This window comes from Flaviflexus sp., from assembly GCF_052087705.1.
Classification (GTDB): Bacteria; Actinomycetota; Actinomycetes; order Actinomycetales; family Actinomycetaceae; genus Flaviflexus; species Flaviflexus ciconiae.
In genome coordinates this window covers 67,841-92,727 of record NZ_JBQCYC010000001.1, presented here as the reverse complement: position 1 = coordinate 92,727, position 24,887 = coordinate 67,841, and the positions used below count along the sequence as shown (strand labels likewise).

Here is a 24,887-nt window from a genome sequence, read left to right as displayed (position 1 = left end):
TCTTGATACTGCCCTAGTTAAACGCGCGGTTCTGCTAAATCGCTTCAGGGAGTCTGAACAGACTCTGGGCCACCGGCCGCCTTTGCCGCCTCAAAAGCCATGGCCCGCGCCAGTTCTGTCCGTTTTGCTCGAACCTCAGTGACCGGTCGCTCGCAGGCAACGCGAATGACCCTGCCAGCGGGCGGTAGCGCAAGGAGCTCGGAAAGGTGCTGCCGGTCGGTTACCTCGACCGCTTCCCAGCCAAAGGCACGAGCCGCGCCAAGGATATCGAGGGATTTAGCGGTGCGGAAGACGCGTTCAAACGTATCCGCGTAGCGTTCCTGTCCGTGCTCGAGGGTCGCGAAGATCCCGCCACCCGAATCGTCGATAACCACAATGTCGGCCGCGGGTTCGTCCTGTCCGCGGGTGAGCACGAGGCCACCAAGGTCGTGGATAAAGGTGAGGTCGCCAACCGCGACCTTCATGGGCCCCAGAATTTTTGCCATGCCCCGGGTGGTCGACATCGTTCCGTCAATGCCAGCAAGCCCGCGGTTGGCATGGAAAACAGCATCGGGGTGACCTGCCAGCAGGTCAACATCCCGAATAACGTTCGAGGCACCGAGGAACCACTGCCCCGGAGCATCGGCGATCACGGCGGCGGCTCCCAGAGCGTCCAGGTCATTGCCAAGCAGGTCCCTGCCCACCTTCCAGGCGGCCTCCCCCGCCCGTTGCCAGCGAGCCAGCCACCGCGGCTGGGGAGCTATCTCGGGCATAACCTCCACGACCCGGCCAACCCTGCCTGGGTCCGTCGGGACCGGGTCGTTAGCGACGGTAATGACCTCGATGTCGGAGCGGGAGATCAGCTGTGTGACGGGGCGGGAAAGAGTCGGGTGCCCGACGACAATGACGCGCTCGATGTCGTTGGCGAAAACGTCGGCAAGAATTCGTCCCGCCGGGACGGCCTCTGCGAGGTTGCGTTCACCGCAGGCAGGTTCCGCAATGATCGGAACGGTCCCGCCCCCGGCCCTGCCCAGTATTTCGGCGTACGGCGTTCCCGGACCTGCCACGATCACGGTGGAGCGATCATCAAGACGCTCGGACTCAATACCCTGCCCACTCTCGCTTGCCCAATTGCTTGCTCGCGCCTGGAGCGCACGGACGTCGCCGTTGAACGATCCCCTGGTTGGGGTCGCATCAAAGACGGCCCCCTCGGGGTTGAGCGGGTTTTCGAACGAGACGTTGATGTGAACGGGACCGTTCCACGACAGACCGACGAGCCTGTCGATTTCCTCGGGGTCGGCAATGATCTGCTCGGCCGTCAGATCGGCCTGACCGACAACGTTCGGGCCGAGAATGCCGACCTGGTTCGTTGTCTGGTTGGCCCCGCTCCCCCGCATCCACTCCGGCCGGTCGGCTGTGAGTGCTATGAAGGGGACGCCGGAATGGTAGGCCTCGACGGCCGCCGGGTGGAGGTTGGCCACCGCGGATCCGGAGGTCGTGACAACGGGCGCAGGAATTCCGCTTGCTCGGCCAATACCGAGAGCAACAAATGCGGCGACGCGCTCGTCGGTTTCGACGTGGAGTGTGATGGCTCCGGCTCGTTCCAGTTCGGCAAGTCCATACGCCAACGGCGCTGATCGTGAACCGGGACAGAGAACGACGTGCTCGATGCCGAGGATGACGAGGCGAGAAAGAACAAGCTGTGCGGATTCTTGGGAGCTCACAGGCCTCCTCCCGTGAGAGCCGAGACATCTCTCGTGTCCTTCAGGTACTGCCACATGAGCTCAAGCCGCTTAGCCCAGCGTTCCTCCACGTCGGTTGGTGCGGGCTCCAGCGCATCGGGAACAGCTCTCCTCACCGGCAGGCTCCCATCGTCTGGGAGGAGGCTGTCGGAAGCAACGTCCCGCTGAAACAGCTGAACGGTGGCGAGGCCACAGGCATGATCGAGCGCGGGCAGGGATGCCGCGAGCGCAACGCCCGATGCGATACCGATGGAGGATTCGAGGGCGGAGGACACCACCACCCTCATACCGATCTCCTCTGCGAGTTTCAGACAGGCTCGAACACCGCCGAGAGGCTGCACTTTGACGATGATGAGGTCGGCCGCTTCCTGACGGGCCACCTCGTAGGGGTCTTCCGCGCGGCGGATCGATTCGTCGGCAGCGATGGGAACGTTGACGGCCCTGCGGACCCGTGCGAGATCATCCACGGACGCGACGGGTTGCTCTGCGTATTCGAGACCGCGGGCGGCCTTGTCCAGAAGTGGCAGTGCCTCGATGGCCTGCTCGATGGTCCAGGCGGCGTTCGCATCGATTCGGATCTTGCCATCAAAGGATTCTCGCACGGCCGCAACCCTATTGAGGTCATCGTCGAGGCTCTGGCCTGTTTCTGCGACCTTGACCTTGGCGGTGTTGCAACCGCCCCTGCGGGCGATGATTTCGCGCGCTCGCTCGGGTGTTGTGGCGGGAACCGTGACGTTGACGGGAACGGAATCTCTCAGGGGGTTCGGGTAGGGCAGGCAGGCGGCTTCGAGGGCCGCGGCCAACCAATTCGAGGATTCTGGGATGCCGTAGTCCCAGAAGGGAGAGACCTCCGCCCAGCCCGCCGGGCCTTCAATGAGGAGGCCGTCGCGGGTGTCGAGGCGTCGGAACCGGGTCGTCAGCGGGGTGGAGTAGGCCCGGTGCGGGAGGGGGAAGCTGGTAGCTCGCATGGTGTAAGCGTAGCGAAGTGGCACAATAGCGCCATGACGCTTTCACTTCCCGTGTCCGTATCCGAGACGTTTGATCCCACTAAGTGGCGTCTCGTTGAAGGATTCGAGTTCACCGATATCACCTACCATCGCGGAGTCGAGCGGAGCTTCGACGGCGACACGATCACGAGCGAGCGGGATCTGCCGATCGTCCGTATTGCTTTTGATCGTCCCGAGGTCCGTAACGCGTTCCGTCCCGAGACGGTCGATGAACTGTACCGGGCACTCGACCACGCCCGGCTCACCCCCGACGTTGGTGTGATCATCCTGACCGGCAACGGCCCTTCTGCCAAGGACGGCGGGTGGGCGTTCTGCTCCGGTGGTGACCAGCGGATCCGCGGTAACGATGGCTACCGTTACGACGGCGGTGAGACATCGGATGAACATGCGAAGACGCGCGACACGATCAACCCGGAGCGGGCCGGAAGGCTCCACATCCTTGAGGTGCAGCGCCTCATCCGGACGATGCCGAAGGTTGTTATTGCCGCGGTATCGGGATGGGCGGCGGGTGGCGGCCACTCCCTCAACGTCGTGTGCGACCTGTCGATTGCGTCGATTGAGCACGGCAAGTTCAAGCAGACGGATGCCAACGTGGGTTCTTTTGATGCTGGCTACGGTTCAGCCCTGCTCGCACGTCAGGCAGGTGATAAGCGCGCCCGCGAGATCTTCTTCCTGGCCCGCGAATACTCCGCCGAGGACGCGGCCGCATGGGGTGTGGTCAACGAGGCCGTGCCGCACAGTGAGCTGGAGGAGAAGGCCTGGGAGTATGCCCAGATCGTCCTCACGAAGTCGCCTCAGGCGATTCGCATGCTGAAGTTCGCGTTCAACTTGCCGGACGATGGCATTGCCGGTCAGCAGGTGTTCGCCGGTGAGGCAACCCGCCTCGCCTACATGACAACCGAAGCGGCAGAGGGCCGGGATGCGTTCCTTGAGAAACGCGAACCGAACTGGTCTGACTTCCCGTACTACGCATGATCCTTGAAGGCGGGACGGACCCCGACAGTATTGAGCGCCTCGCGCACGCGGCGGCGCACTCCCTTTCCACCCATCGGTCCGGTGAAAACCCGGAACCGATCCTCCTGGTTGAGCCGGGCGCAGAGAACGTCGAAGACGTCAACCCTCGGCCCGGCACTGCCTTTATTTTGCGCACCTCCGGCTCCACCACGGGCACCGGCAAGCTCGTTGAACTCCCCTGGGAATCCATCATTGCCTCAGCAGAAGCCACCAACCGGTCGCTCGGCGGCCCCGGCCGCTGGCTAGCGTCTCTGCCCGTACATCACGTGGCCGGCCTACAAACGGTTCTCCGGTCCGTCATTGAGGGCCAGTCGCCGCACCCCTACCAGCTTGGCGATCCCCTGCCCGAGGGCAGGACCTACCTGTCGCTGGTACCCACGCAGCTACGCAGAGCCTTGCGCGACAGAACGGCCACCGAGCAGCTCCGCAAGGTCGACGCGATTCTCGTTGGCGGTCAAGCCACTCCCGGGTCGCTTCTCGACGAGGGAAAGGCCGCTGGCCTCAACCTGGTGACGACATACGGCATGACGGAAACATGCGGCGGTTGCGTGTATGACGGGCTCCCAATCGGTAATACGGGACTCGCGATCGAAGACGGCCGCATCATCATCGAAAGCCCCGTCGTGGCCCTCGGCTACGTCGGCGGACCCGCGTTCAATGGCAGGTTCGTGACGAACGACGCCGGGCGGATCACCGACCGGCTCACGATCCTGGGGCGCATTGACGACGCGATCACAACCGGCGGGATGACAATCATGCCGACCCTCCTCGAAGACCTCGTTGCTTCCCTGTTCGGCCAGGCCTCAATCGCCTCCGGAATTCCCGACCCCGAATGGGGAGAAAAGCTGGTTCTCGTCACCGAAGCATCCATGAACACGAAGGAGCTACGCTCCGCGGCGAAGGAGAAACTCGGGGTGGAATACGCCCCGAAGGACGTGATCTCCCTTGCTGAACTGGGCCTCGACGCCTTTCCCCTGAAAGACTCCGGTAAAATAGACCGGCGCACACTCGCGCAGATTCTTCAGAAGGGATAGTCGTGGCAACGCTCAAGGACTGGCTCGAAGGAGCCAGGGTAAGAACCCTGCCTGCCGCAGTCGCCCCCGTCCTTATCGGCACGGGAGCCGCCTACCAGGTCGGTTCAGGTTCGATCCCCCGCGCCCTACTCGCGGGCGGCGTTGCCCTTGCCTTCCAGATCGGCGTGAACTTCGCAAACGACTACTCCGACGGTATTCGCGGAACCGACGACGTACGCACGGGCCCACCCCGGCTCACCGGTGGCGGCATGGTCTCCCCCGGGATCGTCAAGGTGGCGGCATTTGCCAGCTTCGGCCTTGGCTGCCTCCTCGGACTCGTCCTCATCGCCCTCTCGGGAGCCTGGTGGCTCCTTGCGGCCGGTGTGGCCGCCGTTATCGCAGCCTGGTTCTACACGGGCGGCGACAAGCCCTACGGGTACATGGGGCTCGGCGAAGTCTTCGTCTTCATTTTCTTTGGGCTCATGGCAACCCTTGGCACAACCTGGACCCAGGCAGGTCAGCTACCAGCATCATCCTGGCTCGGTGCGGTTGGCGTTGGTTTCATTGCCTGCGCGCTTCTCATGATCAACAACATCCGCGACATCCCCACCGACTCCCTCGTCGGTAAGCACACGCTCGCGGTGCGCATGGGAGACAGGGCAGCGCGCCTCGCATTCGTCACCATGCTCATCATCCCGATGCTCCTGGCATGCATCATGGCTATCGAAGCCCCCTGGGCGCTACTCTCGCTCCTGCTCCTGCCCGTTATTGCTCTCCAGGCAAAGCGGGTTCTCGGAGGAGCAAAGGGACGCGACCTTATCCTCGTCCTCCGCGGCACTGGTCTCATTGAGCTCGGCTACGGCATCACCCTGCTCATCGGCCTCGCGATCTAGACCAGACCTTCACATGGCCAAGCCAGCGTAACTGGACGGGCCAATATAGGTGGGCGGGCAGCTTTTGGTGCCTGTCAGGTGATCGAGGCAGATCCAGCCCGCTATCAAACAAGCCAATGAGAGCAGCCGTCCCGGCGCTCCACCGGGACGGCTTCGCATTAGCGCTGTTCGGGCCGTTCCTGCGTCTCGGTTGCTGCGTCGCCTTCCGACATCTGGGTACCTGCTTCTGCGGTGCCCGTAGGCTCAGAATTAACTGCTTCCGCGGATCTTGATTCGCGGCCCGTCGTTTCGTCGATAATCTCGTCCTCAATGTCCTCATCGGACGGTCCGGGGGCAGGCTTCTTAGCGGGCTCGTGTTCCCGTTTGGAGACGAGGGACTCAACGCTTCCGGCGGCTTCCTGGCCTTGACGGGGGAAGAAGATGAAGCCTGCCATCGCTCCGCAAATGATTGCGACAAAGGCCAAAAGATAGGACCGCATGCCCAGGAGATAGAAGACTCCGGCGAAGCCGGCGATCAGGACGATACGGATCGCGGTGTATTTCAGGATGCTCACCACTCAAGCCTACCGTGACCCTAACCAGGTACATCGCCTATGCTGGGAGGGTGCCAAGACTGATCGCCGTACTTCTCCTCGTAGCCATAGTGGTCTACGCATTCATCGTTGCGGTCCGGATGGATCCCAAGAAGAGCCCAGCCGGCATCAACAAGTGGGTCTGGGTGATCTTCACGATCCTCCCTCCCGTTATCGGCTCCATCATTTTCCTCGTCGCCAACTACGTGACGAACTCCAAGAACAATCCGCGTCGCGGCGGACCCGACTTTCTCGGCCCGCTCTCCCGCGACCAGGGACCCCGCCCGGGGCCAATGGCTCCCGATGATGATCCCGACTTCCTGCGAGAACTCGAAGAAGAGCTTCGTCGCGCCCAGTACGACAAGAAACTGAGAGATCACGAGGATGACAGCGACTCATCCTCCTCATGATCGGCTCGATGCGAAGGCCGTGATCGGTGCTCCGGTCGCGGCCTTTCTTGCCGTTCTCGGAGCCTCAATCGCCTGCTCCCTGATCGCGGGCACAATCCCCGCTGTTTCCGAAGCGACCGGCCAATCCATCCCGTTCTTCCTCGGGGCTCTGCTCCTGACCCTCGGGGCTTTCGGTGGCTTGCCGGCGGGCGAGATCAGCCTCACGCTTGGGACGGTGGGATTTACTTTTGTTATTGTCCCGCTTCTCTTCACCGCCCTTGCCGCATTCATTCTGTACAAGGTCCACCGAGCCTCGGAACTATCTCAGCCACTGCCGGACACCGCCGACAGGATCGTTGCCGGCGCCTGCTCCGGCATGGTGCTTCTCGTGTGCTGCGTACTTGCCTGGTTCGCCGCGTCGCTCCTCAATCCCGACAGTTCCCGAGCATCCCTGACGTCCAACGTCTTCATTCTCGCGGCCGGTGCGCTCCTGGTCGGCACGGTCTTCTCCGCGGCCGGAAGGAACTCCACAGATCACAGGCGGCCCGCCTGGATGTTCACCATGAGGTATGCGCTGGCGACCGGCATGCCCGTCGCGATTGTCGTCTGCATTGTCATGACCGTGTCTTTCGACTGGGGCTCATCCGCATGGCTTCTGCTGGGGAACATGGTGGCAGCAATATGGGTAGGTATTCATGGCGGCCTGCTCACGTGGCAACTCGACCTTGCACCTCTCGGCGGCCCAAGCACATCGGGAACGGGCCTGATCATCGCGGCTTCCGAGGGCCCGTGGACCATCATCGGCCTGCCCCTGGGCGCCGTTGCCATCATCTTCGCAACCCTGGCGTGGCGCAGGGAATGCCTATCACAATCTAAGTGGGCGCTACCGTGCGCCTTCGCAGTCATCACGGCAGTATCGCTCGTGGCGGGCAGCTGGTTCTCCGGTTACATCCGGGTGGGGGCCGATACCTCCCGGCTGTCTGCGATGCTTCTCCTAGCGCCCTTCAACATCGCGATCATGGGGGCGATCGGATGCATTATCGACCGGCTGGCACGGCTCATGGTCGGTGGAAACGCTACAGCTCAGACTGCGGCACCCAACCACAGCGCCAATCGGTCCAGAGGTTAACGTCCCCACCATCGAGCAGGAACACAACCTGCTGGTAACCCGAAACCAGCAGAGTATTTGTTTCATGCTCATCCGGCGGAAGTTCAAAGAGCGCAAACTCTTCATATCCGGGAGTTTCACCGACACCGGGATAAGGATTGAGGGACTCGACCTCGATCGGGTCCTGCTTCATCGCTTCCCGGATCTCATCAATCGACTGCGTGCACTGCAGCGCGCCCCCGAACTCATCAATTCTGACGGGTACCCCGTCCGGCATACCGATCTCGATCGTGTCAGAAAGTCGACCATCGCTCGAGGTGACTGAAAAGCCAGCATCGATTGCCGATACGTCAGTGATGGGACCGGGGTTCACATAGAAGGCGGTACGGATGCCGCCGTCCTCGTAGCCGAGAATAAGCAGACCGGTACCGGTCACTTCGCGGACGGGGTCGGAGCCTCTATCCTCTTCCGAGGAGTAGTAGGAGACCGTCTGATCGAGGACGATCATGGCGTCTTGAACACCGTCAGCATTCGCATCCGAGTAGAACACATCGTCAGCGGTAAAGGACAGGTCGACGTTTGCGACGCCCTCGGTGACGGCTTCCTCGCCAAGCTCGACAGTTGCGCTCCCCTCCCGGAACTCGATCCGGTAACCGCCCTCGGGCGTGATAGCAGCGGCAAAGCTTCTCTCGGGGAACACATCCTTATCGAAGGACTCAAGGAACTGGATACCCCGGATGACAAAGTCGAGGTTTAGAAGGTCGATATCTTGGATCTCGGGGCTTCCCAGCCCCGCATTCGTCAGGGTCGCGGGAGGTTCCGGGAGGACCAGCCAGCGGGACTTAAGGTCGTCGCCGGAGCCGCAGGCTCCGAGGAGAGCGGTGGCGGCTGCTAGGGCAACGAGCCTAGAGCCCCGCATAAGAATGCAGGGAGTCGACGAAGAAGTTGATGACGTAGTAGTTCACCATGAGAGCCGCAATGCCGATGACGTTGAGCCAGGCGGCGCGCTTACCTTCCCAGCCACGGGTGGTGCGAGCATGCAGGTAGGCCGCGTAGAAGCCCCAAACGACCAGCGACATGGTTTCCTTCGGATCCCAGTTCCAGGGACGGCCCCAGGCGTGCTCGGCCCAGATAGCGCCAGCAATTAGAGTGAAGGTCCACAGAAGGAAGCCAACGACCGTGACGCGCAGAGCGCCCGTCTCAAGGTCCTTCGCAGCGGGGAGATTGCGCAACCGACTCGGCTTCTCGTCAACGACCGTGTCACCATCACCTGCGGCAACGGCCTTTGCCTTGGCCTTTTCCTTTTCCTCCTTACTGATCTGGACCAGCTGGAGGGCCGACATGAGTGCCGCGAAAGCAAACAGGCCCATGGCTAGGGTTGCGGTAGAGACGTGGATGACGAGCCAGTAGTGGTCGAGGATCGGCGGGGTGCCTTGCACGCGCACATAGAGCACGGCAACGGCAATACCGAGGGAGAGAACGGCGAGGCCGTTGACGAAGGTACCCAGTACCCTTAGATCGCGTTTGCGGGCCAGAACGAGATAGGTACCGACCGCCACGCACGTGAACGTCAGGGTGAACTCGTACATGTTGGCCCACGGGACACGGGATCCTGCGACTCCTCGTAGCACCGTTCCAACGCCATGAAAGCCGAAGCCCAGCACGGTGAGCGACATGCCGATATTGGCGGCCTTACGGACCTTTACTTCCTTGCCCGCCGAGGTCAGGTCGATGCCGAACGCGATCATCGCAATCGTGTACACCGCCATCGCCCCGTACACGAGGATCAGGCTGATCTCTTCCAGGTTCATGAGTCCTCCTTGAGGCCAAGAGTAGTGGACACGACTCGATCGAGCCCAGTGTCGCCCTTCCGCCCGATTGCGGCGGCGTGCAGCGTGCCGTTCTCGTACCGTACCCACACGCGGCGGCTCGGTATGAGAAGCGAGGTGGCAAGGCCCGCCAGTCCAAGGACCGCGAAGCCCAGCATCCATCCCAGCGTCGGATCGTATCGCATGTCGAGGGCCGCGAAGCGGGCCAGGTCAACGAACTCGATCGTGCCATAACCGCCGGGAATCTCGGCAGACTGTCCCAGGGCCAAGGTCGTCAGAACACCGACCTCGGCTTCCCCGATCGCTTCGGTCACCATCTTCATGTTTTCCGTGTCGAGGAGGTAGACGTTCTGGGGAACCCCTTCATCCAACCCCAGGTCGCCCGTCCACGTTGTTGTCACCAAAACGGGGTTAAGCGCATCGGGATTGACGGAGATGATGACACCATCTTGCTCCTGAGCCGTGGGGAACAGCGTCGCCTGGAAACCGAGCTGCGGACCGGACGTCACGTCGGGAACCTTGATGACACCGGTGGAGATATAGGTCTGAGTGATATCGGGCAAGACAACATACTCATCGAGTGCCACGTTGCCGTCGGAGTCGGTGATCCTAATCCGCGGCGCGTAGCCGTTGCCGGACAGATAGACGTTCGCTCCCCCAACGACGATCGGCTCGTTCGGACGAATGATTTCCGTGCGGGTCTCGCCGTGTTCTGAAACCGTCACGTCCGCAGCAAAAGCCGAAGGCGCACCGTCCTCGTAGAACTCCGGCCTCATCTCGTCCAGAAGAATCCGGTAGGGCGGTAGGGATTCTTCGTCAACGAGAATCCCGCGGTTAAACGTGTCGTAGGAGAGTACAGAGTTCGCGAAGGTGCCGCCCTCGACGATGATGGCCTGGCCGCGGTAGGAGACGGCCTGCGAAAGACCAAAGACGACGAGCAGGCCCAGGAGCGACATGTGGAAGATCAGGTTGCCGGCCTCCCGCAGGTAGCCGTTTTGTGCCGAGAGCGTCCCGGAGCCCACTCGGGTTCGGAAACCCCGCAGGTTCTTCTGCACCGTCTCGAGAGCCTCATCCTCGGACAGCGCAGTTTCCGTTGACCGGTAGCTCTCGTACCTCGTGAGCCGGGCAGGAACTCGCCCGGGGCCGGCCTTGATGTCCTTGTACAGCGTGAACGACCGGGGCACGATGCAGCCGACAAGAGAAATAAAGAGAAGGATGTAGATCGCTGCAAACCACGGCGCGGTGAGGATATTGAAGAAGCCAAGAGCATCGAGGATGGTGCCCCAAATCCCGTTCTCCTCAATCCACTGCTCGGCCAGGACGGGGTCTTGGCGCTTCTGCGGAATGATCGATGCGGGGATGAGGGCGATGACAAGAAGTAGCAGCATGATGATCGCGTTGCGCATCGATGTGAGTTGCCGCCACCCCCACCGGAGCCAGCCCTTCCATCCGATCCCAACGGGAGCCGATGGCTGAGTGTCTCGATTAGACCTAACCGTTTCCATCACACCACCAGTTCCGTCTGACCCGAAAGATTCGCGACCCAGTTAATAATGTCGATCCACCAGCCGGTCACCATGAGCAGACCAACGAGGATCAGTGCGACACCACCAAAGATCTGAACCGTCCGGCTGTTCCTGCGCAGCCAACCCAGGATCTTCGTTGAGCGATCAACGGTCAGGGCCGCAATGATGAACGGCAGGCCAAGACCAATGCAGTAGGCGACCGTCAGGATCGTTCCGCGCTCGACGCTTCCACTCGAGAAAGACATTGAAAGTACTGCGGCAAGGGTGGGTCCAATGCACGGCGTCCACCCCAAACCAAACACGCCACCGAGCAGGAAAGCTCCGAGCGGGCCGCCCCGCTTCTGAATATTCAACCTGGTCGTCCGCTGCAGGAACGGCAAACCGCCGATAAAGGCAATGCCCATGACAATGATGATGGCGCCCGCAATCATCATGACCGTGTCCTGATACTGCGTGAAGCGCGCACCCGCCGCGGAGAAAACGACGCCGAGGAGAACGAAGACGGCGGAGAATCCCGCCACAAACAGCGCTACCGACCCCGCAAGTCGCCAGCTTTTCTGCCCCTCCGCCGTTGCCGGGGCGAGCGACGAAAAGTAGCCAAGATAGCCCGGCAGGAGCGGCAAGACGCACGGGGAGGCGAAGGAGACAAGTCCAGCCACCAGCGCGGCCCCAAGCGCTAGGAGCATGGGCCCGCCGGTGACGGCACTAACGAAGGAGTCGGCCAGGGACAGCGGCATCATAGAGCGTCGTCGATCATGCCCCGGACAATGTCGGGATCGATCTGGCCAATATAGCGGGCCGCGGGCCTGCCCTCGGCATCAAGAATCAGTGTCGTGGGGACCGCCTGGAGCGGAACCGTGCCCTCAAGATCGGCCACAAACTGACCATCGGAACCATCGATTGACTCGTAGGGGGTTCCAAAAGACCGCTCGAAAGCCTGGGCCGTTGCCGCATTGTCGCGAACGTTCACGCCCAGGACAGTCACGTCATCGGCGTAGTCCTCGGCAATCGCATTGAGGTCTTCGGCTTCGGCCCGGCATGGCGGACAGGCCGCGTACCACGTGTTAATAACGACGACCTCACCGCGCAGGTCCTCCAGGCTGATCTCTTCGCCCTCGAAGGTCGTTCCCGAAGCGGAGACGGCGTCAGCTCGTTCGGCCTCTTCCCAGATCACCCAGTTGGCGTCGCCGCCCTCGTATTGCTGACCTGCGTCGAGAGTTCCCGAACAGGCCGTCAGAACGGGGAGAAGAAGCAAGGGCAGGATCCTGGCTTTCCGCACTACTCTCCCTTCGCCTCGGCAGCCACCGAGGTGCCGGGAACCATGTCGGCTGCTGACTTTATAAGTTCAGCGGCGGGCTCCCAGTAGTCGAGCGACAGGAGCTGGGAATCGGCGAAGGTCAGCGACGTAACCGATGCAAGTGCACACTGGCGATTGCGCGGATCGTGGGCAAGCGACTTCTTCTCAACGAAGCGCCTCATCGTCCATATCGGCAGCTGGTGGCTAAAGAGCACACCCTCACCCCCGCGAGCAGCGTCAAGGGCGGTAGCGATGGCCCCGCTCATGCGACGCACAACGTTCGTGTAGGGCTCGCCCCAGGAGGGCTCAAAAGGATTCGTGTACCACGAGTAGTAGCGGGGGTGCGCAAGCACCCAGCGATTCTTATTAACTGCGAGACCCTCAAACTTGTTATCGGCCTCGATCAGGCGATCATCGATCGCGATCTGCAGATCAAACGCATCGGCGGTCGGCTGGGCCGTTTCCTGGGCCCGTTCAAGGGGCGAGGAGGCAACGTAGCGGACATCGTGTCCTTCGGAGAAGGCCTCTCCAACCTTTTCTCCCATGGCTTTGCCAAGTGCGGTGAGGTGGAATCCTGGCCTACGGCCGTAAAGAATACCGGTCGGGTTGTCCACTTCGCCGTGGCGTACGAGGTGAATGGTCGTCAATTCCATAGGTCAACAGTGCCACACGTGTCTGGGAATGTGGAACGTCAGACCGCGGGAGTGGCCGGATCGTCAAGAAGGGTCGCCATGATACGCCCAAGCTCGATCAGATCGTCGTGGCCGATCTTGTCAAGCAGGTGCTCGCGCACGGAAGCAACGTGGCTCGGTGCCAGCTTCTCAAGGAGCGCATACCCTTCATCCGTCATCCGGCAGATACGGCCGCGACCGTCCTTCGCGCAGGTCTCGCGAATAACAAAGCCCTCCTGCTCGAGGGAGGCAACGGTACGGGTGAGTCGGCTACGGGAGTGCACGAGATCGTCTGCGAGGTCGGACATTCTCATCGACCAGTCATCCGATTCGGACAGGCGCACGAGAACCTCATACTTGTTAAGGGTGAGCCCGTGAGTCTCAAACAGGTCATGACCAATCTGCGCACTGAGGCGCGCGGAACCGCGCAGGTAATTGCGCCAAGCCGCCTGCTCATCGGCTTCCAGCCATTTTGTGTTTTGCTCTGACACGCCTACTCCTTTATCCACTGGTAAGCATACCAAAATTAGTTAAAATGTAAACTACTTTTTATTCGAGACCACATACCGGGCTTCGTTGCCTTGTCGAGTGCAACCTTCGAAGACGTCAGTTTAGCTACTGCCCTGGGCCCATCAAGCAGCACGGGCAGATCGTCCGAGTACTGAGCGAGTGCGGGATCATCATCGATATTAACCGCACGCCATTCAATACCCCGCTCCGACTCGATCTGCGCAAGCGATTCCTCAGCCTGCTCGCACAGGTGGCAACCGGGACGCACAACGAGGGTGTACATGTTTCCTCCCGTGGAATCGGGTTCAGGCATTGAATCGGTGGGTTCAGGGTCAACGTTTAGTTTCTGAACTGGTCGCGCTTCCGGTTTTCTGGACATACTTCCAGTTCCCTAGTAGCGCTTCCAGTCGCTTTTTAGAAGCTCGACCATTCGCTGGATACAGATGTGGGCCCGGACATGCCGGACCCACATCGAGTCACTTCTTGTTGCGACGCTGGTGACGCGTCTTGCGAAGTAGCTTACGGTGCTTCTTCTTGGACATACGCTTGCGGCGCTTCTTAACTACGGAACCCACGGGTTACCTCCAATGTCGGGACGGCGAAGACTCCTTCGCCAATGGTCACCCGGAGATTCTACCGCTTCTTCTGCCTAAGCGTGTCTTTCGTCAGCGTCGTAGGCGGTTTTTGAGAGCAATTCGTCAACAGCCTCGGTGGGGACCCGGTAGGAGTTCCCGACGCGAACGGCCGGCAGGTCGCCGGAATGTACCATACGGTAGACGGTCATTCGAGACACACGTGCGAGCTCCGCGACTTCGGCAACCGTCATAAATTGCGGCGCCGAGGGAGGTACCTGCGACATACGTTTCCGTTCTTACGAGGAGAAGCCGCAACCTAACCGGTCGCGACTCCAGTGGAGTTATGCTCTTGATCATCATAGGGGACGAATGGGCCAAATGCCGATTAATTGCTGGATGTCGGCTGGATCATCTCTCATTGGGGCCGCATTGAGAGTACTCTTCAACATGGTCGGACCAGCGTCAGGAGGTGTCGTGGCAGCCGATAAGCGTGATAAACCACACATGGCACGTGTGCGGAATTGGATCGATAGGATCGCCCAGGAGCGCCCCGCGCGGCTCGCTCTCATCGTTTTCGCTTCGATCATTGCCGTAGCCACCGTGCTCCTATTCCTTCCCATTGCCCGAACTGGGCCAGGCGGAGCCTCCTTCATTGACGCCTTCTTCACCGCAACCTCGGCCGTATCCGTCACGGGACTAACCGTATTAGATACGGCATCGTCCTGGACCGGCTTCGGCCACGTTGTCATCATGGTGTCGATGATGATCGGGGGCCTGGGTGTCATGACTCTCGCCTCAATCCTCGGCAGGGCCGTCTCACACCGCATCGGCCTCACTCAGAAGCTTCTGGCCGCCTCGGAGACAAAGACTCGTCTTGGCGAGGTCGGCTCCCTACTCACCGCCGTTCTCGTAGCCTCACTATCCGTTGAGACCCTCCTGACGGTCGTTCTTCTCCCCTCCTTTTTAGGAATGGGAGAGCCCCTCCTGGAGGCTATCTGGCATTCGATGTTCATGGCGGTGTCGATCTTCAACAACGGCGGCTTTGTCATCGTTGAGGGCGGTCTATCCCCCATGGTTGGTGACTGGCTGTTCTGCATTCCGATCATTTTCGGCACCATGGTTGGTGCCATCGGCTTCCCCGTCATCCAGGATGTCTACGCGAACTGGCGCAAGCCCCGCTTCCTTTCCCTCCACTCCAAGCTGACGATCTCCACCTACCTGCTTCTCTGGCTTGGCGGCACGATCGCGATCTTCTTCTTCGAATGGGGGAACCCGGCAAGCCTCGGCGGCCTCCAAGGCGACGACAAGATCCTTGCGGGACTCCTCCAGGGAACAACACCCCGATCATCGGGGCTTTCAACGTTGGACCTGGCGGAGATGAACAACTCGACCCTGCTGATCATGAACGCCCTCATGTTTGTCGGCGGCGGCTCCGCTTCGACCGCTGGCGGTATCAAGGTCGCCACCTTTGCCGTCCTTGTTCTCGCTATCGTTGCCGAAGCACGGGGCGACCGCGACATTGTTGCCTTCGGCAAGAGAATTCCCTCTTCCACGCTCCGCCTCGCGGTCTCCGCAGCGTTCCTTGGGGCCACGCTGGTCGGCGTCGGCACCCTGGCTCTTATGCACGTCACGGACCTGTCCCTCCAGGTGGCACTCTTCGAGGTCATCTCTGCCTTTGCCACGTGCGGACTCTCCCTCGGCATCACCGCCAGCCTTCCCACGGCCGGCAAACTCATCCTCATCCTCCTCATGTTCTCGGGCCGCGTCGGCACCATGACCCTGGCCGCAGCACTTGCCATGAGAGAAACCCAACGCCAGATCCGCTACACCGAGGAACGCCCCATTATTGGCTAACGCCAGTCACACAGTTAACTGCCCAGCGCTCGGCTGTAACACAGTCGCCCTGAGGCTCCCCGCACTCAGTCACTCCGACACTCGCTGGGGCGCATATGATGTTCATGGAGGTATGCATGCGCAAATCACAGGATCCGCTTGGAGCCGTTCTCGTCATTGGACTGGGCCGCTTCGGCTCCGCTGTCGCGCTCACGCTGGCCGAGCAGGGCCGCGAGGTTCTCGCGGTAGAGAAGGACCCGCTTCTCGCTAACCAGTGGTCGCACCGGTTTACCGTGATCGAAGCCGATTCCACTTCAAAGGATGCCCTCGAGCAGCTTGGTGCCCGGGACTTCTCCGTTGCCGTTGTCGGCATTGGTTCCTCCTTGGAAGCTTCCGTTCTGACTGCCGCAAACCTGGTAGAGATGGGGATCCCGGAGATCTGGGCGAAAGCCACCTCCCGTGACCACGGCAGGATCCTGGAAAAGATCGGTGCCCACAGGCGCGTTTTCCCCGAATACGATGCTGGCAGGCGCGTGGCCCACATGGTGGCTGGCCGCATGATTGATTACATCGAGATGGACGATAACTTCACCATCGTGAAGATGAGGCCGCCCCTCGAACTCCGTGGCTTCACCATCGGTGAGTCAAAGGTCCGCGAGCGCTATGGCGTCAACATCCTGGGCGTCAAAGCCCCGCACCAGCCATTCGAGTACGCAACCCCCGAGACTCGGATCGGCGAAGACGATCTCATCATTGTCTCCGGCAACGTTGAGCTCCTCGACGAGTTTGCGTCACGCCGGTAGTTCCGTGACGCGATTCGCCACTGTCCTTCGATAACCTCATCCCATGGCAAAAACACGCACGTCATTCGTGTGCTCGGAATGTGGATGGGACACCTCGAAGTGGGTGGGCCGCTGCGCACAGTGCGAGGCTTGGGGGACTATGGTGGAGAACCGTCCGGCCCCAACAACCACTGCCAAGGCACTCGCACCCACGTCCCCGGCCGTACCCATCACGGAGGTGAAGACAACCGCAAGCAAGCGTTCTTCCACCGGTGTCGGTGAGCTCGACCGGGTTCTTGGTGGCGGGCTTGTACCCGGTGCTGTGATCCTCCTGGCTGGCGAACCTGGCGTCGGTAAGTCCACGTTGCTTTTGGACGTGGCGGCCCAGATATCCCGGATCAACTCCGAGCCGGTCCTCTACATCTCCGGTGAGGAATCTGCCTCGCAGGTCCGTCTCCGCGCCGAGCGCATCGGCGCCCTCTCTCCCAGCCTGCACCTTGCCGCAGAAGCCGATCTGTCGACGATCATTGGGCACGTCGAATCGGCTCGCCCTTCCATGCTTGTTGTCGACTCGGTTCAGACCATCATGGACACGTCCGTGGATGGTGCTGCCGGTGGCGTCTCCCAGGTACGTGCAGTAACTGCCGGTCTCGTTCATCTTGCTAAGTCGAAGAACCTTCCGGTTCTCCTCGTTGGCCACGTGACGAAGGACGGCTCAATTGCGGGTCCCCGCGTTCTCGAGCACCTTGTCGATGTTGTGTGCCAGTTTGACGGAGACCGTCATTCCCGGCTTCGCATGGTGCGTGCTATCAAGAACCGGTACGGACCAACCGACGAAGTCGGCTGCTTCGAGCTGGTTGATGATGGGATTAACGAGCTTCCCGATCCGTCCGGTCTTTTTCTTTCCGACCGGGCACGCACCGTCCCGGGTACGTGCGTAACGATCACGCTTGAGGGGCGGCGTCCCATGCCGGTGGAGATCCAGTCCCTGGCCGTGGCCCCCGCGGGTCCCCCGCGGAGAACAACGTCGGGTGTTGATTCTTCGAGGGTTGCCATGACCGTCGCTGTTCTCCAGTCACGGCTCGGCGTCGATCTTGACCGTAAAGACATCTTCGTTTCCACGATCGGTGGCGCCCGAGCCTCCGAACCGTCAACGGACCTCGCGGCTGCCCTGTCCCTAGCTTCCGCCGTCGCTGACCTGCCACTCGCCCCCGGCATCATTGCCCTCGGCGAAGTTGCACTGACGGGTGAAGTCCGTCCCATCGTCGGGCTCGAGCAGAGACTGGGCGAAGCAGTACGCCTCGGCTTCACTAAGGCACTGATCCCCGCAGGAACTGACGTCAAGGTTCCCAACGGAATGACGATCGCACCGGTGGCCGATGTGGCTGCGGCCGTGAAGGAAGTGCTCCCGCTGTAGTGCCCCAAGCGTATAAAGGCGGACGAGACCCATCTGGGGCACAGGCCCCAAGGCATGCTCGTAGTCCGGTGCCCTAGCTTACTCCGTCCTGCCACGAGCAACCACATAGCGGCATCGGTCGCAATCCGAAGCAATGCTAAGGAGCGAATTAGACAGCTTCGCAATGCCAAGTAGTCGACTATCCGACCTTTGGTTCTAGGACATCAAGCAGGTCTTGTCTCATCGCCTGAATTGTCGGGAATACTGCAGCGATCAGCAGGACGACAACAGCACTGCTGACCATGAGCGAAGCATCGTCAGCTCGAAGTAGTCGAGTGTCCGACACATCAAAAGTCTGCTCGGCAAACGACGCGACCAGGTCTTGCGCAGCAAGGGCAAAGGCAATCGCAAGTATCAATCCCAATGCGAATATGACGAGTACTTCGAGAAGGACCAAGAATCCAATCTGATATCGACGGGCCCCAAGGGCTCTGGCAAGTCCATAGAACCACGTCCGCTGACGCACAGAAATAGACTCAGCGACGAGAACTCCCAATGCACCCAGGACTAAGACACCCCAGCCGATAATGCCGTACACGAGCTCCGTGCCCGCCGCTACATCCCTAAGATCTTCTCCCACCGTATTGGCGGATGCAGCTACAACGTCTCTACCACCGGAATACCCGTACGTCTTCGCCCGCTCATCAATTATGTTTTGCACGGCGCCCGAAATGCTCGATGCGCTTGTCGCACCTTCATCTATGACAAGGAGGTACGTCACGGAGGTTGGGGGACCAAATAGCGATCTCATGAGTGGTGCCATCTGCTCCACCATGAGCACATTTGTTTGGTACAAAATCTCGTGCGCCTTGGTTGTTGCATAGGCAGCATCGTGAGAGATTTTTTGACCACCGAGGCAGAGTTCAAGATTTGCCGGGAAGCCTGTGCCAAAGGGAAGGTCGGCCGATCCACCGTCGGAAGCCATGGCAACACCCACGGTGACTGAGGAGTATTCCCCACCGTCAGCTTCACAGAGCAGACTCATACCCCCGTAATTTTCGATAATCGTTACTTCCCTCTGCGCGAACGGCTCCATTGCTGGCGCAAGCTCCTCGTAGAATTCTCGAGAGTCCAGCCCAAGAGTGTCAGATGTTTGAACCCAAACAATTCCAGAGGTACCAACCTCGGCTTCGAGAGCGTCGTCAAGGCCCTCGGTTGAGGCTCTCGACAGTTCAGCAACGATCAGCTGAACGATAAGACTGATTGCAACGAGTAGGGCCAGTACAAGAATTCTTGACTTGTAGGCCCACAGGAACTTCCCCCCGAGTCTGGGAATCTTTCCTCTCATCGTTGGCGCACCTGACCCTTTTCGATTGTAAATCGACGGCTCGCACGTTCTGCCACAACCTCGTCGTGAGTAACGACGACAACCGCCGCACCGAACTCCTCAGGCACGCGAAAAAGCAGGTCCGTGACAATCCCCGCCGTGTCTTCATCCAGGTTTCCGGTCGGCTCATCGGCTAGAACAATTGCTGGCTCAGAAAAGAGAGCCCTCGCAATTGCAACTCTTTGGCGCTGCCCTCCTGACATGGCTGAGGGTTTGCGACGTGCTAAGTCGCTAATTCCAAGGGTGTCGAGAATATCCAGCGCCTTCGACCTCGCCTTCCGCATTGGTGATCGCCCATTGAAATAGTGCGGAACCATCACATTATCGAGCACCGTAAGTGCGGGTTCCAGGTGAAACGATTGGAAGATGACGGCGACGTGCTCAGCGCGATAGCGAGACAGCTTGCCCTCGCTGGAGCGCGTCAAGTCTTTTCCCGCAACGACAACCTTCCCCGCCGTGGGTTGCCTCAGTAAAGCCATGACCGACAGTAATGTCGACTTCCCGCTCCCTGAGCGCCCCTGTATTGCCGTACTGGATCCAACAGGAACGGCAATGTCGACACTTTGCAATGCATGAACCGTGCCCGACGGAGATGAGTAATCCACCGATACATCACGAAGCTCAGCAGCAAGATTTGACTCCGCCATCACTTCTCCACGAGGGTCGCACCAATTGGGAGCTCTGAAGTTACAACTCGAACAACTCCGTCGGTTGGGCCGAGCGTAACCTCATGATCAACCTCCACCCCATCTTCAACGGTGGTGACAAAGTACGTGTCTGAGTCCTCCTCGTACTGAAGATAGTAAACAGGCACCAGAGTGACGTCCTCGAGGGGCTCTGATGTCACGGTCACGCTCCCGTTAATTCCGGGAACCGTCTCCGCATGAGCGGGCAACCTGCAATGCAAGTACCGTTGCCCGGTGCCGCTATCGAGACTGTTGCCTCCCATTGATCCAGTAGGATCGGGGCGCTCGGCATCGGTTTCACCCGCAGTTCCTTCGTCTCCTTCAGTCACGGATAACTGGGGAAGCGCAACACTCTCCGTTGTGGACCTGTCGTTGCTGTCAATCCACAGAGCATCGCACTGATAGGTTCGAATCCCCATGATGGTTTCAACGGTGGCGGCACCCGTGAGTTCAAGGTCTAGGAACCTCAATTCCTGCGTTGGGTTCATAGGGGTAATGAGTTCGAGTCCGGGCGCGTATACAACTCCCGCCGTCGGATCGATAGTCCCGCTTATGGGCGAAGTGACCGGACCTTCGAGTCCGGTCAAGCCGTCTAGCCTCGTTCGATCACTGTCAGCCAACGTAGCACTTTCCTCAAGTGCGGCTCGCAGGGACGGTTCAATGCGCCTGTCACCAACGTCCTCACCCTCAGACACCGTCTCCCCCACACCTAGCTGGGACTCAAATGTCCATGTCGAACCGGACACCAAGGGAACAAACTGACCCCGCGCCACATCCCCCGGGAGATCCAGCTCAATCTGGAACGTACCCTCACGTACTTCAGCAACATAGTCTGTTGCCCGATTTTCCTCATTCCCCTCAGATTCTTCATCCACGGACTGATCCTGGTAGCCGTCAACGTCATCGGCTTCCTGCAAGTAGCTTGTATCCGCGCTCGAGGAACAACTTCCAAGCATCACGACCAACCCAGTCGCCGCAACTAATGACCACGTTCGCTTCAGGAAACCACCAACTGGTGCCTTTTTCATCTCACGACCTTCTATGACTCGACCGTCTGGTAAACCGACTACTCGGTTTCGCTGAGGACAACTTCCTGAATTGTCGGCCCATCGTGATCACCCGGCTCCAGTGGCACCCGCTGCCCGCAACCCATTTGTCCGCTCATGAACTCAACGACACCGTCTATCCCGTCAGACTCGATCGACGCTTGCAAGTCAGCCTTGCGGTCCGGCCAGGTAAAACCCTGAACTTCAAAGTAGACATCCGGTTCTGGAGCAGCAGGGATCTCCGGCTGAACACCTGTCTGCTTCCATTCCTCGTAAAACGAATAAACCTCTCTACAGTACTGAACCTCGATAACAACACCCTGGTAGGCAAACTCAGGCGGATCCCAGTTCTTTATGTGGTTCGAGTAGTACTCATTTTCTGCAACTTCTTTAACGACCGCGGGGTCGAACCCCTCGAGATACTTCTCGTCGACGTCTAACGACGAAGTGTCATTTGAACATCCCACAACCAACAAAGTTAGAGTCGCGCAAGTTACACATAGTTTTCGTTTAGCACCCATAAATTCTCCTTCGACCATCAAAATCGTACGAGGCGGGCGAGAATCTATACCCGCACGCCTCGCACGATATATTTAGGATGTGATTGCTGTGTAGTCGAAGGTGTAGTTCCCATGGCCAGGCGCAATCCCGTTGCACTGATATGCGCCTTTTCGGTGAGCATGCACTTGGTACACCCCTGCAGCTACACCGGTCCAAGTGGCAAGCTCATTTCCCGGCCCGACTTCAAGTGTCGGGAGCCAGTTTCCATTGTGACTAATACCCATGACTTTCGAGTGAGAAGTTGGACTCGAATTTCGGTGCCTTACTTGCCATGTCCCAGTGCGGCTTTGAGTAGTGTAAACACCTCCGCGCCACTTTTGCCCATCGCAACTAACAACCATTGTGTTGTCATAGGTTAAGCCAGAGGCAGGGACAATGCCTATCATTGCGAAAAGCGAAACTACGGCGACAAAAATGAATGATCTAGATGTGAACTTCTTTGAATTCTCTTTGACACTTGCCATGACATTTTTCTCCTGATGAAAATGGTCAATGACGTTTTGTGCACTCGAGTCTCCCTTTATTCACTATCAGCCGTGACGCCATTGCTTGCTGTTGAGATTCCCGATGTTTCAAAATCTACAGTGTTCTCTTTCGTTAGGCAAGAGCTAATGCAAAAGTGGCTCGGGACGTTTTGTTGGAGATTATTGTATGCCGGCTAGGGTTCTTTGCTCGGTGATGGACAGGCCTTGGTAGGCGTTCTTGATTCGTTTGTTGTTGTAGAAATCGTTGTAGTCATGGATTGCTTGTTCGAGCTCGTCGACATCGCTCCAACGGCGGTGGTGATACATCTCGTTTTTCATGCGTCCGAAGAGTCCCTCACAGGCAGCGTTGTCGGGACTGTAGCCCTTGCGGCTCATCGACAGTGTAATACCGGCGTCGGTTGCTAAGCCGATCCATTCCTCCGATGTGTACTGGGCGGGTTCAATTGGTCGTTGCAACACCGGGTTGTTGAATTGATATTAGCTGTTCGTTGAAGACTTCGGCTGGGGTTTTCCAGCCAAGGATTTTCCGGGGCCGATTGTTGAGCGTGTAGGCAACGGCTTCAAGGTCTTGAGCACTCCACCGGGAGAGATCGGTGCCCTTGGGGAAGTACTGTCTGAGCAGCCCGTTGGTATTCTCGTTGGTGGGTCGCTGCTATGGCGAGTGCGGATCAGCGAAATACACTTTCGTGCCCGTCGCAAGAGCGAACTTGGCATGTGCGGAGAGCTCTTTACCCCGATCCCAAGTCAATGTCTGACGGAGCTGTTCAGGTAGACGAGTCATTGACAAGGTCAGAGCCGCTACCATCGCTTCAGCTCCGTAGCCGCCCAGAGCAGGTCCATTCTTCACCGCTGGCTGGTTTCCATATCCATCAAGGCGGGGTAAATGGACTAAGAGCGTTGAGCGGCTGCTACGTTCAACGAGCGTGCCGATCGCTGAACGGTTTGTGCCGATGATCAGGTCGCCTTCCCAATGTCCTGGTACTGCCCGATCAGCGGCTTCAGGAGGACGTTCACTGAGCAGCACATCAGCAGTGACATGGCCTTGGGCCTTGTTCTGGCTACGAGCACGGGGCTTGCGCAGAGCCCGCCCGGTCCACAACGCTGTCACAAGCTCACGCTTCAAAGCCCCGCGCCCTTGGATATACAATGCCTGATAGATCGCGTCATGACTGATACGCATAGTCTCATCATCAGGGAAATCGATCCTAAGCCGCGCAGAAATCTGTTCTGGACTCCATCCCCGAAACCATTTGCGATCCTGACGGTGGGGCTTGTTCAACCCCTTCCATGTGGGCAGTTCCGGCCCGACCACGATGCTCCCATCGGGCTGGCAGACGTTGCCGGCAAGGCGCTCCTGGACGTACTCGCGGAGCCTGTCGTTGGTCGCGAGTCTGGCCATCTTTGGGCGCTTGGCGGCCTGCTGCGCTTTCCACTGAGCAACCAACGCCCGGTACTCTGGCTTCCCGCCCCGGGTGACCGCGCTGCGGCGCAGTTCGCGGGAGACCGTTGCCGGGTCACGACCGATCCTGCGTGCGATCTCACGAACGCCAACTTACTTGGCGCGTAGCAGTGCGATCTCCTCACGCTCCTCAAAAGACAGGAAGCGGCCAGTGGGCTCGGACAATGCAATCGGTGGCATACCGCCAGCATGTCGAAACCAGCGGCTCCCGACCGGCACGGACACGCCCCCTTTCAGTGCTGCCTCGGCCGAGTTGATGCCCATCGCGATCAGACGCCAGAACTGTCGCTGCACCGCCCGGGAGGGCTCGGGCCGGCCCGGCGAGCGCATCGGCGGACGCAACGCTCGATCCGCACGCCACTGCCTACGGGCCCCTTCAGGAACTTCACTCGTTTTCGCAGACCAGTACTTCGTTGCCACTGCTGAACACCTCCAGGATCAAGGTGTTGCGACAACCGATTAAATTCACCCAGACCTCCACGGTCAGAGTGTAGGTACAGTGGCTCCACATCCGGATCGGTCTCTAATGCGTGCCGACGCGCGGGTGGCAGAGCCTTGATTGCGGCACGCAGGGTAGCGTTGGCGAGTTCTTTATCTGGATGGCGACTAACGTGGTAGGCGACCGCGAGCCCGTCAAAGCAATCCAGAATCGGTGACAGGTAAAGTTTGCCGTTAACGGCAGCAAACTCAGTGACATCGGTCAGCATCTGCAGGTAGGGCTCATCGGCGTGGAAGTTACCGTTGACGTGGTTGGGTGGAGCGGGACTGATCTCGCCGACATAGCTATAGTATCGCGTACGGGTCTTGGCATAGCGGACCGGGATCCGCTCTTCTTTCATCAGCCTTCGCACAACCTTCTCAGAGACTCTGATACTCCGCTTCTTCAGTTCCAACCAGATCCGCAACGCTCCATAGGTGAAGCCATTTTCGTAAGCAATCGTGTCGATCTGCTGGCGTAACAGAATGTACTTATCTGGTTGAGCCAGGGCTTGGAGCGTGTAGTAGTACGTCGATGGCCCCAGACCAATCGTCTCCAAGAGCATCTGGAGTGGTAGATACTGGCGCAGACTGTCAACGATGGTCGTCTTGTGCCTGGTGGTCAGTTGTCCGGGAATGACGCCCTCGTC

At 59.6% G+C, this 24,887-nt stretch carries 27 protein-coding genes and 1 pseudogene; 8 read left to right on the top strand and 20 right to left on the bottom strand.

The window, feature by feature from the left end; translation table 11 throughout:
• Positions 1 to 44 precede the first annotated feature (44 nt).
• Together menD and ACTHUY_RS00445 are read right to left on the bottom strand one after the other, a co-directional pair.
• Positions 45 to 1,703, bottom strand: coding sequence for a 2-succinyl-5-enolpyruvyl-6-hydroxy-3-cyclohexene-1-carboxylic-acid synthase (gene menD / locus ACTHUY_RS00450; RefSeq protein ID WP_441655200.1), 1,659 nt, complete (start codon positions 1,701 to 1,703; stop codon positions 45 to 47).
• A complete protein-coding gene (locus ACTHUY_RS00445; protein WP_441655201.1) occupies positions 1,700 to 2,689 on the bottom strand; it encodes an o-succinylbenzoate synthase in 990 nt (329 codons plus the stop codon). Before ACTHUY_RS00445 ends, menD begins: the two co-directional genes overlap by 4 nt.
• A 33-nt stretch (positions 2,690 to 2,722) precedes the next feature.
• Here ACTHUY_RS00445 and ACTHUY_RS00440 point away from each other — a divergent pair, with 33 nt between their 5' ends.
• From ACTHUY_RS00440 to ACTHUY_RS00430, 3 genes are read left to right on the top strand one after another with little or no spacing between them, the layout of a single operon-like run.
• Positions 2,723 to 3,703, top strand: a complete 981-nt coding sequence (locus tag ACTHUY_RS00440; protein ID WP_441655202.1) for a 1,4-dihydroxy-2-naphthoyl-CoA synthase — start codon at positions 2,723 to 2,725, stop codon at positions 3,701 to 3,703.
• The gene (locus ACTHUY_RS00435) at positions 3,700 to 4,776 is read left to right on the top strand and encodes an AMP-binding protein (RefSeq protein ID WP_441655203.1); all 1,077 of its coding nucleotides are present in this window, start codon (positions 3,700 to 3,702) and stop codon (positions 4,774 to 4,776) included. The genes ACTHUY_RS00440 and ACTHUY_RS00435 overlap by 4 nt, the downstream gene beginning before the upstream one ends.
• Positions 4,777 to 4,778: 2 nt before the next feature.
• Positions 4,779 to 5,648, top strand: a complete 870-nt coding sequence (locus ACTHUY_RS00430) for a 1,4-dihydroxy-2-naphthoate polyprenyltransferase (RefSeq protein WP_441677216.1) — start codon at positions 4,779 to 4,781, stop codon at positions 5,646 to 5,648.
• A 158-nt stretch (positions 5,649 to 5,806) separates the two neighbouring features.
• On the opposite strand, the gene ACTHUY_RS00425 is transcribed toward ACTHUY_RS00430, so the two are convergent.
• Positions 5,807 to 6,202, bottom strand: a complete 396-nt coding sequence (locus tag ACTHUY_RS00425; protein WP_441677214.1) for a DUF4229 domain-containing protein — start codon at positions 6,200 to 6,202, stop codon at positions 5,807 to 5,809.
• Between the two features lie 50 nt (positions 6,203 to 6,252).
• On the opposite strand from ACTHUY_RS00425, the gene ACTHUY_RS00420 reads away from it, so the two are divergent.
• Positions 6,253 to 6,630, top strand: a complete 378-nt coding sequence (locus tag ACTHUY_RS00420; protein ID WP_126703976.1) for a PLDc N-terminal domain-containing protein — start codon at positions 6,253 to 6,255, stop codon at positions 6,628 to 6,630.
• Positions 6,605 to 7,738 carry a hypothetical protein gene (locus tag ACTHUY_RS00415; RefSeq protein ID WP_441677212.1) on the top strand — a complete coding sequence of 378 codons (1,134 nt, stop codon included), beginning with the start codon at positions 6,605 to 6,607 and terminating at the stop codon, positions 7,736 to 7,738. The genes ACTHUY_RS00420 and ACTHUY_RS00415 overlap by 26 nt, the downstream gene beginning before the upstream one ends.
• On the opposite strand, the gene ACTHUY_RS00410 is transcribed toward ACTHUY_RS00415, so the two are convergent.
• The 10 genes from ACTHUY_RS00410 to ACTHUY_RS00365 form a co-directional block, all read right to left on the bottom strand.
• Positions 7,686 to 8,636, bottom strand: a complete 951-nt coding sequence (locus tag ACTHUY_RS00410) for a hypothetical protein (RefSeq protein WP_441677210.1) — start codon at positions 8,634 to 8,636, stop codon at positions 7,686 to 7,688. The genes ACTHUY_RS00415 and ACTHUY_RS00410 overlap by 53 nt on opposite strands.
• Entirely contained in the window at positions 8,623 to 9,528 is a 906-nt protein-coding gene (ccsB, locus tag ACTHUY_RS00405) for a c-type cytochrome biogenesis protein CcsB (RefSeq protein ID WP_441677208.1), read from the bottom strand. Before ccsB ends, ACTHUY_RS00410 begins: the two co-directional genes overlap by 14 nt.
• Complete coding sequence (gene resB / locus ACTHUY_RS00400) at positions 9,525 to 11,051, bottom strand: cytochrome c biogenesis protein ResB (protein WP_441677342.1); 1,527 nt, start codon at positions 11,049 to 11,051, stop codon at positions 9,525 to 9,527. The genes ccsB and resB overlap by 4 nt, the downstream gene beginning before the upstream one ends.
• Positions 11,051 to 11,812 carry a cytochrome c biogenesis CcdA family protein gene (locus ACTHUY_RS00395; protein WP_126703981.1) on the bottom strand — a complete coding sequence of 254 codons (762 nt, stop codon included), beginning with the start codon at positions 11,810 to 11,812 and terminating at the stop codon, positions 11,051 to 11,053. Before ACTHUY_RS00395 ends, resB begins: the two co-directional genes overlap by 1 nt.
• Positions 11,809 to 12,351 carry a TlpA family protein disulfide reductase gene (locus ACTHUY_RS00390; RefSeq protein ID WP_441677206.1) on the bottom strand — a complete coding sequence of 181 codons (543 nt, stop codon included), beginning with the start codon at positions 12,349 to 12,351 and terminating at the stop codon, positions 11,809 to 11,811. Before ACTHUY_RS00390 ends, ACTHUY_RS00395 begins: the two co-directional genes overlap by 4 nt.
• The gene (locus tag ACTHUY_RS00385) at positions 12,351 to 13,022 is read right to left on the bottom strand and encodes a histidine phosphatase family protein (RefSeq protein ID WP_441655211.1); all 672 of its coding nucleotides are present in this window, start codon (positions 13,020 to 13,022) and stop codon (positions 12,351 to 12,353) included. Before ACTHUY_RS00385 ends, ACTHUY_RS00390 begins: the two co-directional genes overlap by 1 nt.
• Before the next feature lie 38 nt (positions 13,023 to 13,060).
• Complete coding sequence (locus ACTHUY_RS00380; protein ID WP_441677204.1) at positions 13,061 to 13,531, bottom strand: MarR family winged helix-turn-helix transcriptional regulator; 471 nt, start codon at positions 13,529 to 13,531, stop codon at positions 13,061 to 13,063.
• Between the two features lie 35 nt (positions 13,532 to 13,566).
• On the bottom strand, positions 13,567 to 13,863 hold the full coding sequence (locus ACTHUY_RS00375) for a glutaredoxin family protein (RefSeq protein ID WP_441655213.1): 297 nt from the start codon (positions 13,861 to 13,863) through the stop codon (positions 13,567 to 13,569).
• 163 nt (positions 13,864 to 14,026) lie between these two features.
• Positions 14,027 to 14,125 carry a 30S ribosomal protein bS22 gene (locus tag ACTHUY_RS00370; protein WP_019174583.1) on the bottom strand — a complete coding sequence of 33 codons (99 nt, stop codon included), beginning with the start codon at positions 14,123 to 14,125 and terminating at the stop codon, positions 14,027 to 14,029.
• A gap of 74 nt (positions 14,126 to 14,199) precedes the next feature.
• Entirely contained in the window at positions 14,200 to 14,409 is a 210-nt protein-coding gene (locus tag ACTHUY_RS00365; RefSeq protein ID WP_126703984.1) for a helix-turn-helix domain-containing protein, read from the bottom strand.
• Between the two features lie 220 nt (positions 14,410 to 14,629).
• Between ACTHUY_RS00365 and ACTHUY_RS00360 the strand changes: the two genes are divergently transcribed.
• The 3 genes from ACTHUY_RS00360 to radA all read left to right on the top strand — a co-directional run bounded on the left by ACTHUY_RS00360 (position 14,630) and on the right by radA (position 18,157).
• The gene (locus ACTHUY_RS00360; protein ID WP_441655214.1) at positions 14,630 to 15,979 is read left to right on the top strand and encodes a TrkH family potassium uptake protein; all 1,350 of its coding nucleotides are present in this window, start codon (positions 14,630 to 14,632) and stop codon (positions 15,977 to 15,979) included.
• 116 nt (positions 15,980 to 16,095) lie between these two features.
• Positions 16,096 to 16,761, top strand: a complete 666-nt coding sequence (locus ACTHUY_RS00355; protein WP_126703985.1) for a potassium channel family protein — start codon at positions 16,096 to 16,098, stop codon at positions 16,759 to 16,761.
• Positions 16,762 to 16,804: 43 nt separating this feature from the next.
• Positions 16,805 to 18,157, top strand: coding sequence for a DNA repair protein RadA (radA, locus tag ACTHUY_RS00350; protein WP_441677201.1), 1,353 nt, complete (start codon positions 16,805 to 16,807; stop codon positions 18,155 to 18,157).
• A gap of 178 nt (positions 18,158 to 18,335) precedes the next feature.
• On the opposite strand, the gene ACTHUY_RS00345 is transcribed toward radA, so the two are convergent.
• From ACTHUY_RS00345 to ACTHUY_RS00315, 7 genes and pseudogenes are all read right to left on the bottom strand, one after another.
• Positions 18,336 to 19,484, bottom strand: a complete 1,149-nt coding sequence (locus ACTHUY_RS00345) for an FtsX-like permease family protein (RefSeq protein WP_441677199.1) — start codon at positions 19,482 to 19,484, stop codon at positions 18,336 to 18,338.
• Entirely contained in the window at positions 19,481 to 20,170 is a 690-nt protein-coding gene (locus ACTHUY_RS00340) for an ABC transporter ATP-binding protein (protein WP_441655234.1), read from the bottom strand. Before ACTHUY_RS00340 ends, ACTHUY_RS00345 begins: the two co-directional genes overlap by 4 nt.
• On the bottom strand, positions 20,170 to 21,126 hold the full coding sequence (locus tag ACTHUY_RS00335; protein ID WP_441677197.1) for a hypothetical protein: 957 nt from the start codon (positions 21,124 to 21,126) through the stop codon (positions 20,170 to 20,172). Before ACTHUY_RS00335 ends, ACTHUY_RS00340 begins: the two co-directional genes overlap by 1 nt.
• 149 nt (positions 21,127 to 21,275) lie before the next feature.
• The gene (locus ACTHUY_RS00330) at positions 21,276 to 21,776 is read right to left on the bottom strand and encodes a hypothetical protein (RefSeq protein WP_441655219.1); all 501 of its coding nucleotides are present in this window, start codon (positions 21,774 to 21,776) and stop codon (positions 21,276 to 21,278) included.
• 684 nt (positions 21,777 to 22,460) lie between these two features.
• Positions 22,461 to 22,760 carry an IS3 family transposase gene (locus tag ACTHUY_RS00325; protein WP_441655220.1) on the bottom strand — a complete coding sequence of 100 codons (300 nt, stop codon included), beginning with the start codon at positions 22,758 to 22,760 and terminating at the stop codon, positions 22,461 to 22,463.
• Positions 22,741 to 24,090, bottom strand: a pseudogene (locus ACTHUY_RS00320) (IS30 family transposase). Before ACTHUY_RS00320 ends, ACTHUY_RS00325 begins: the two are co-directional and overlap by 20 nt.
• Positions 24,030 to 24,887: IS3 family transposase (locus ACTHUY_RS00315; RefSeq protein ID WP_441677195.1), on the bottom strand; the 858-nt coding region annotated here is incomplete at its 5' end. The pseudogene ACTHUY_RS00320 and the gene ACTHUY_RS00315, both read right to left, overlap by 61 nt.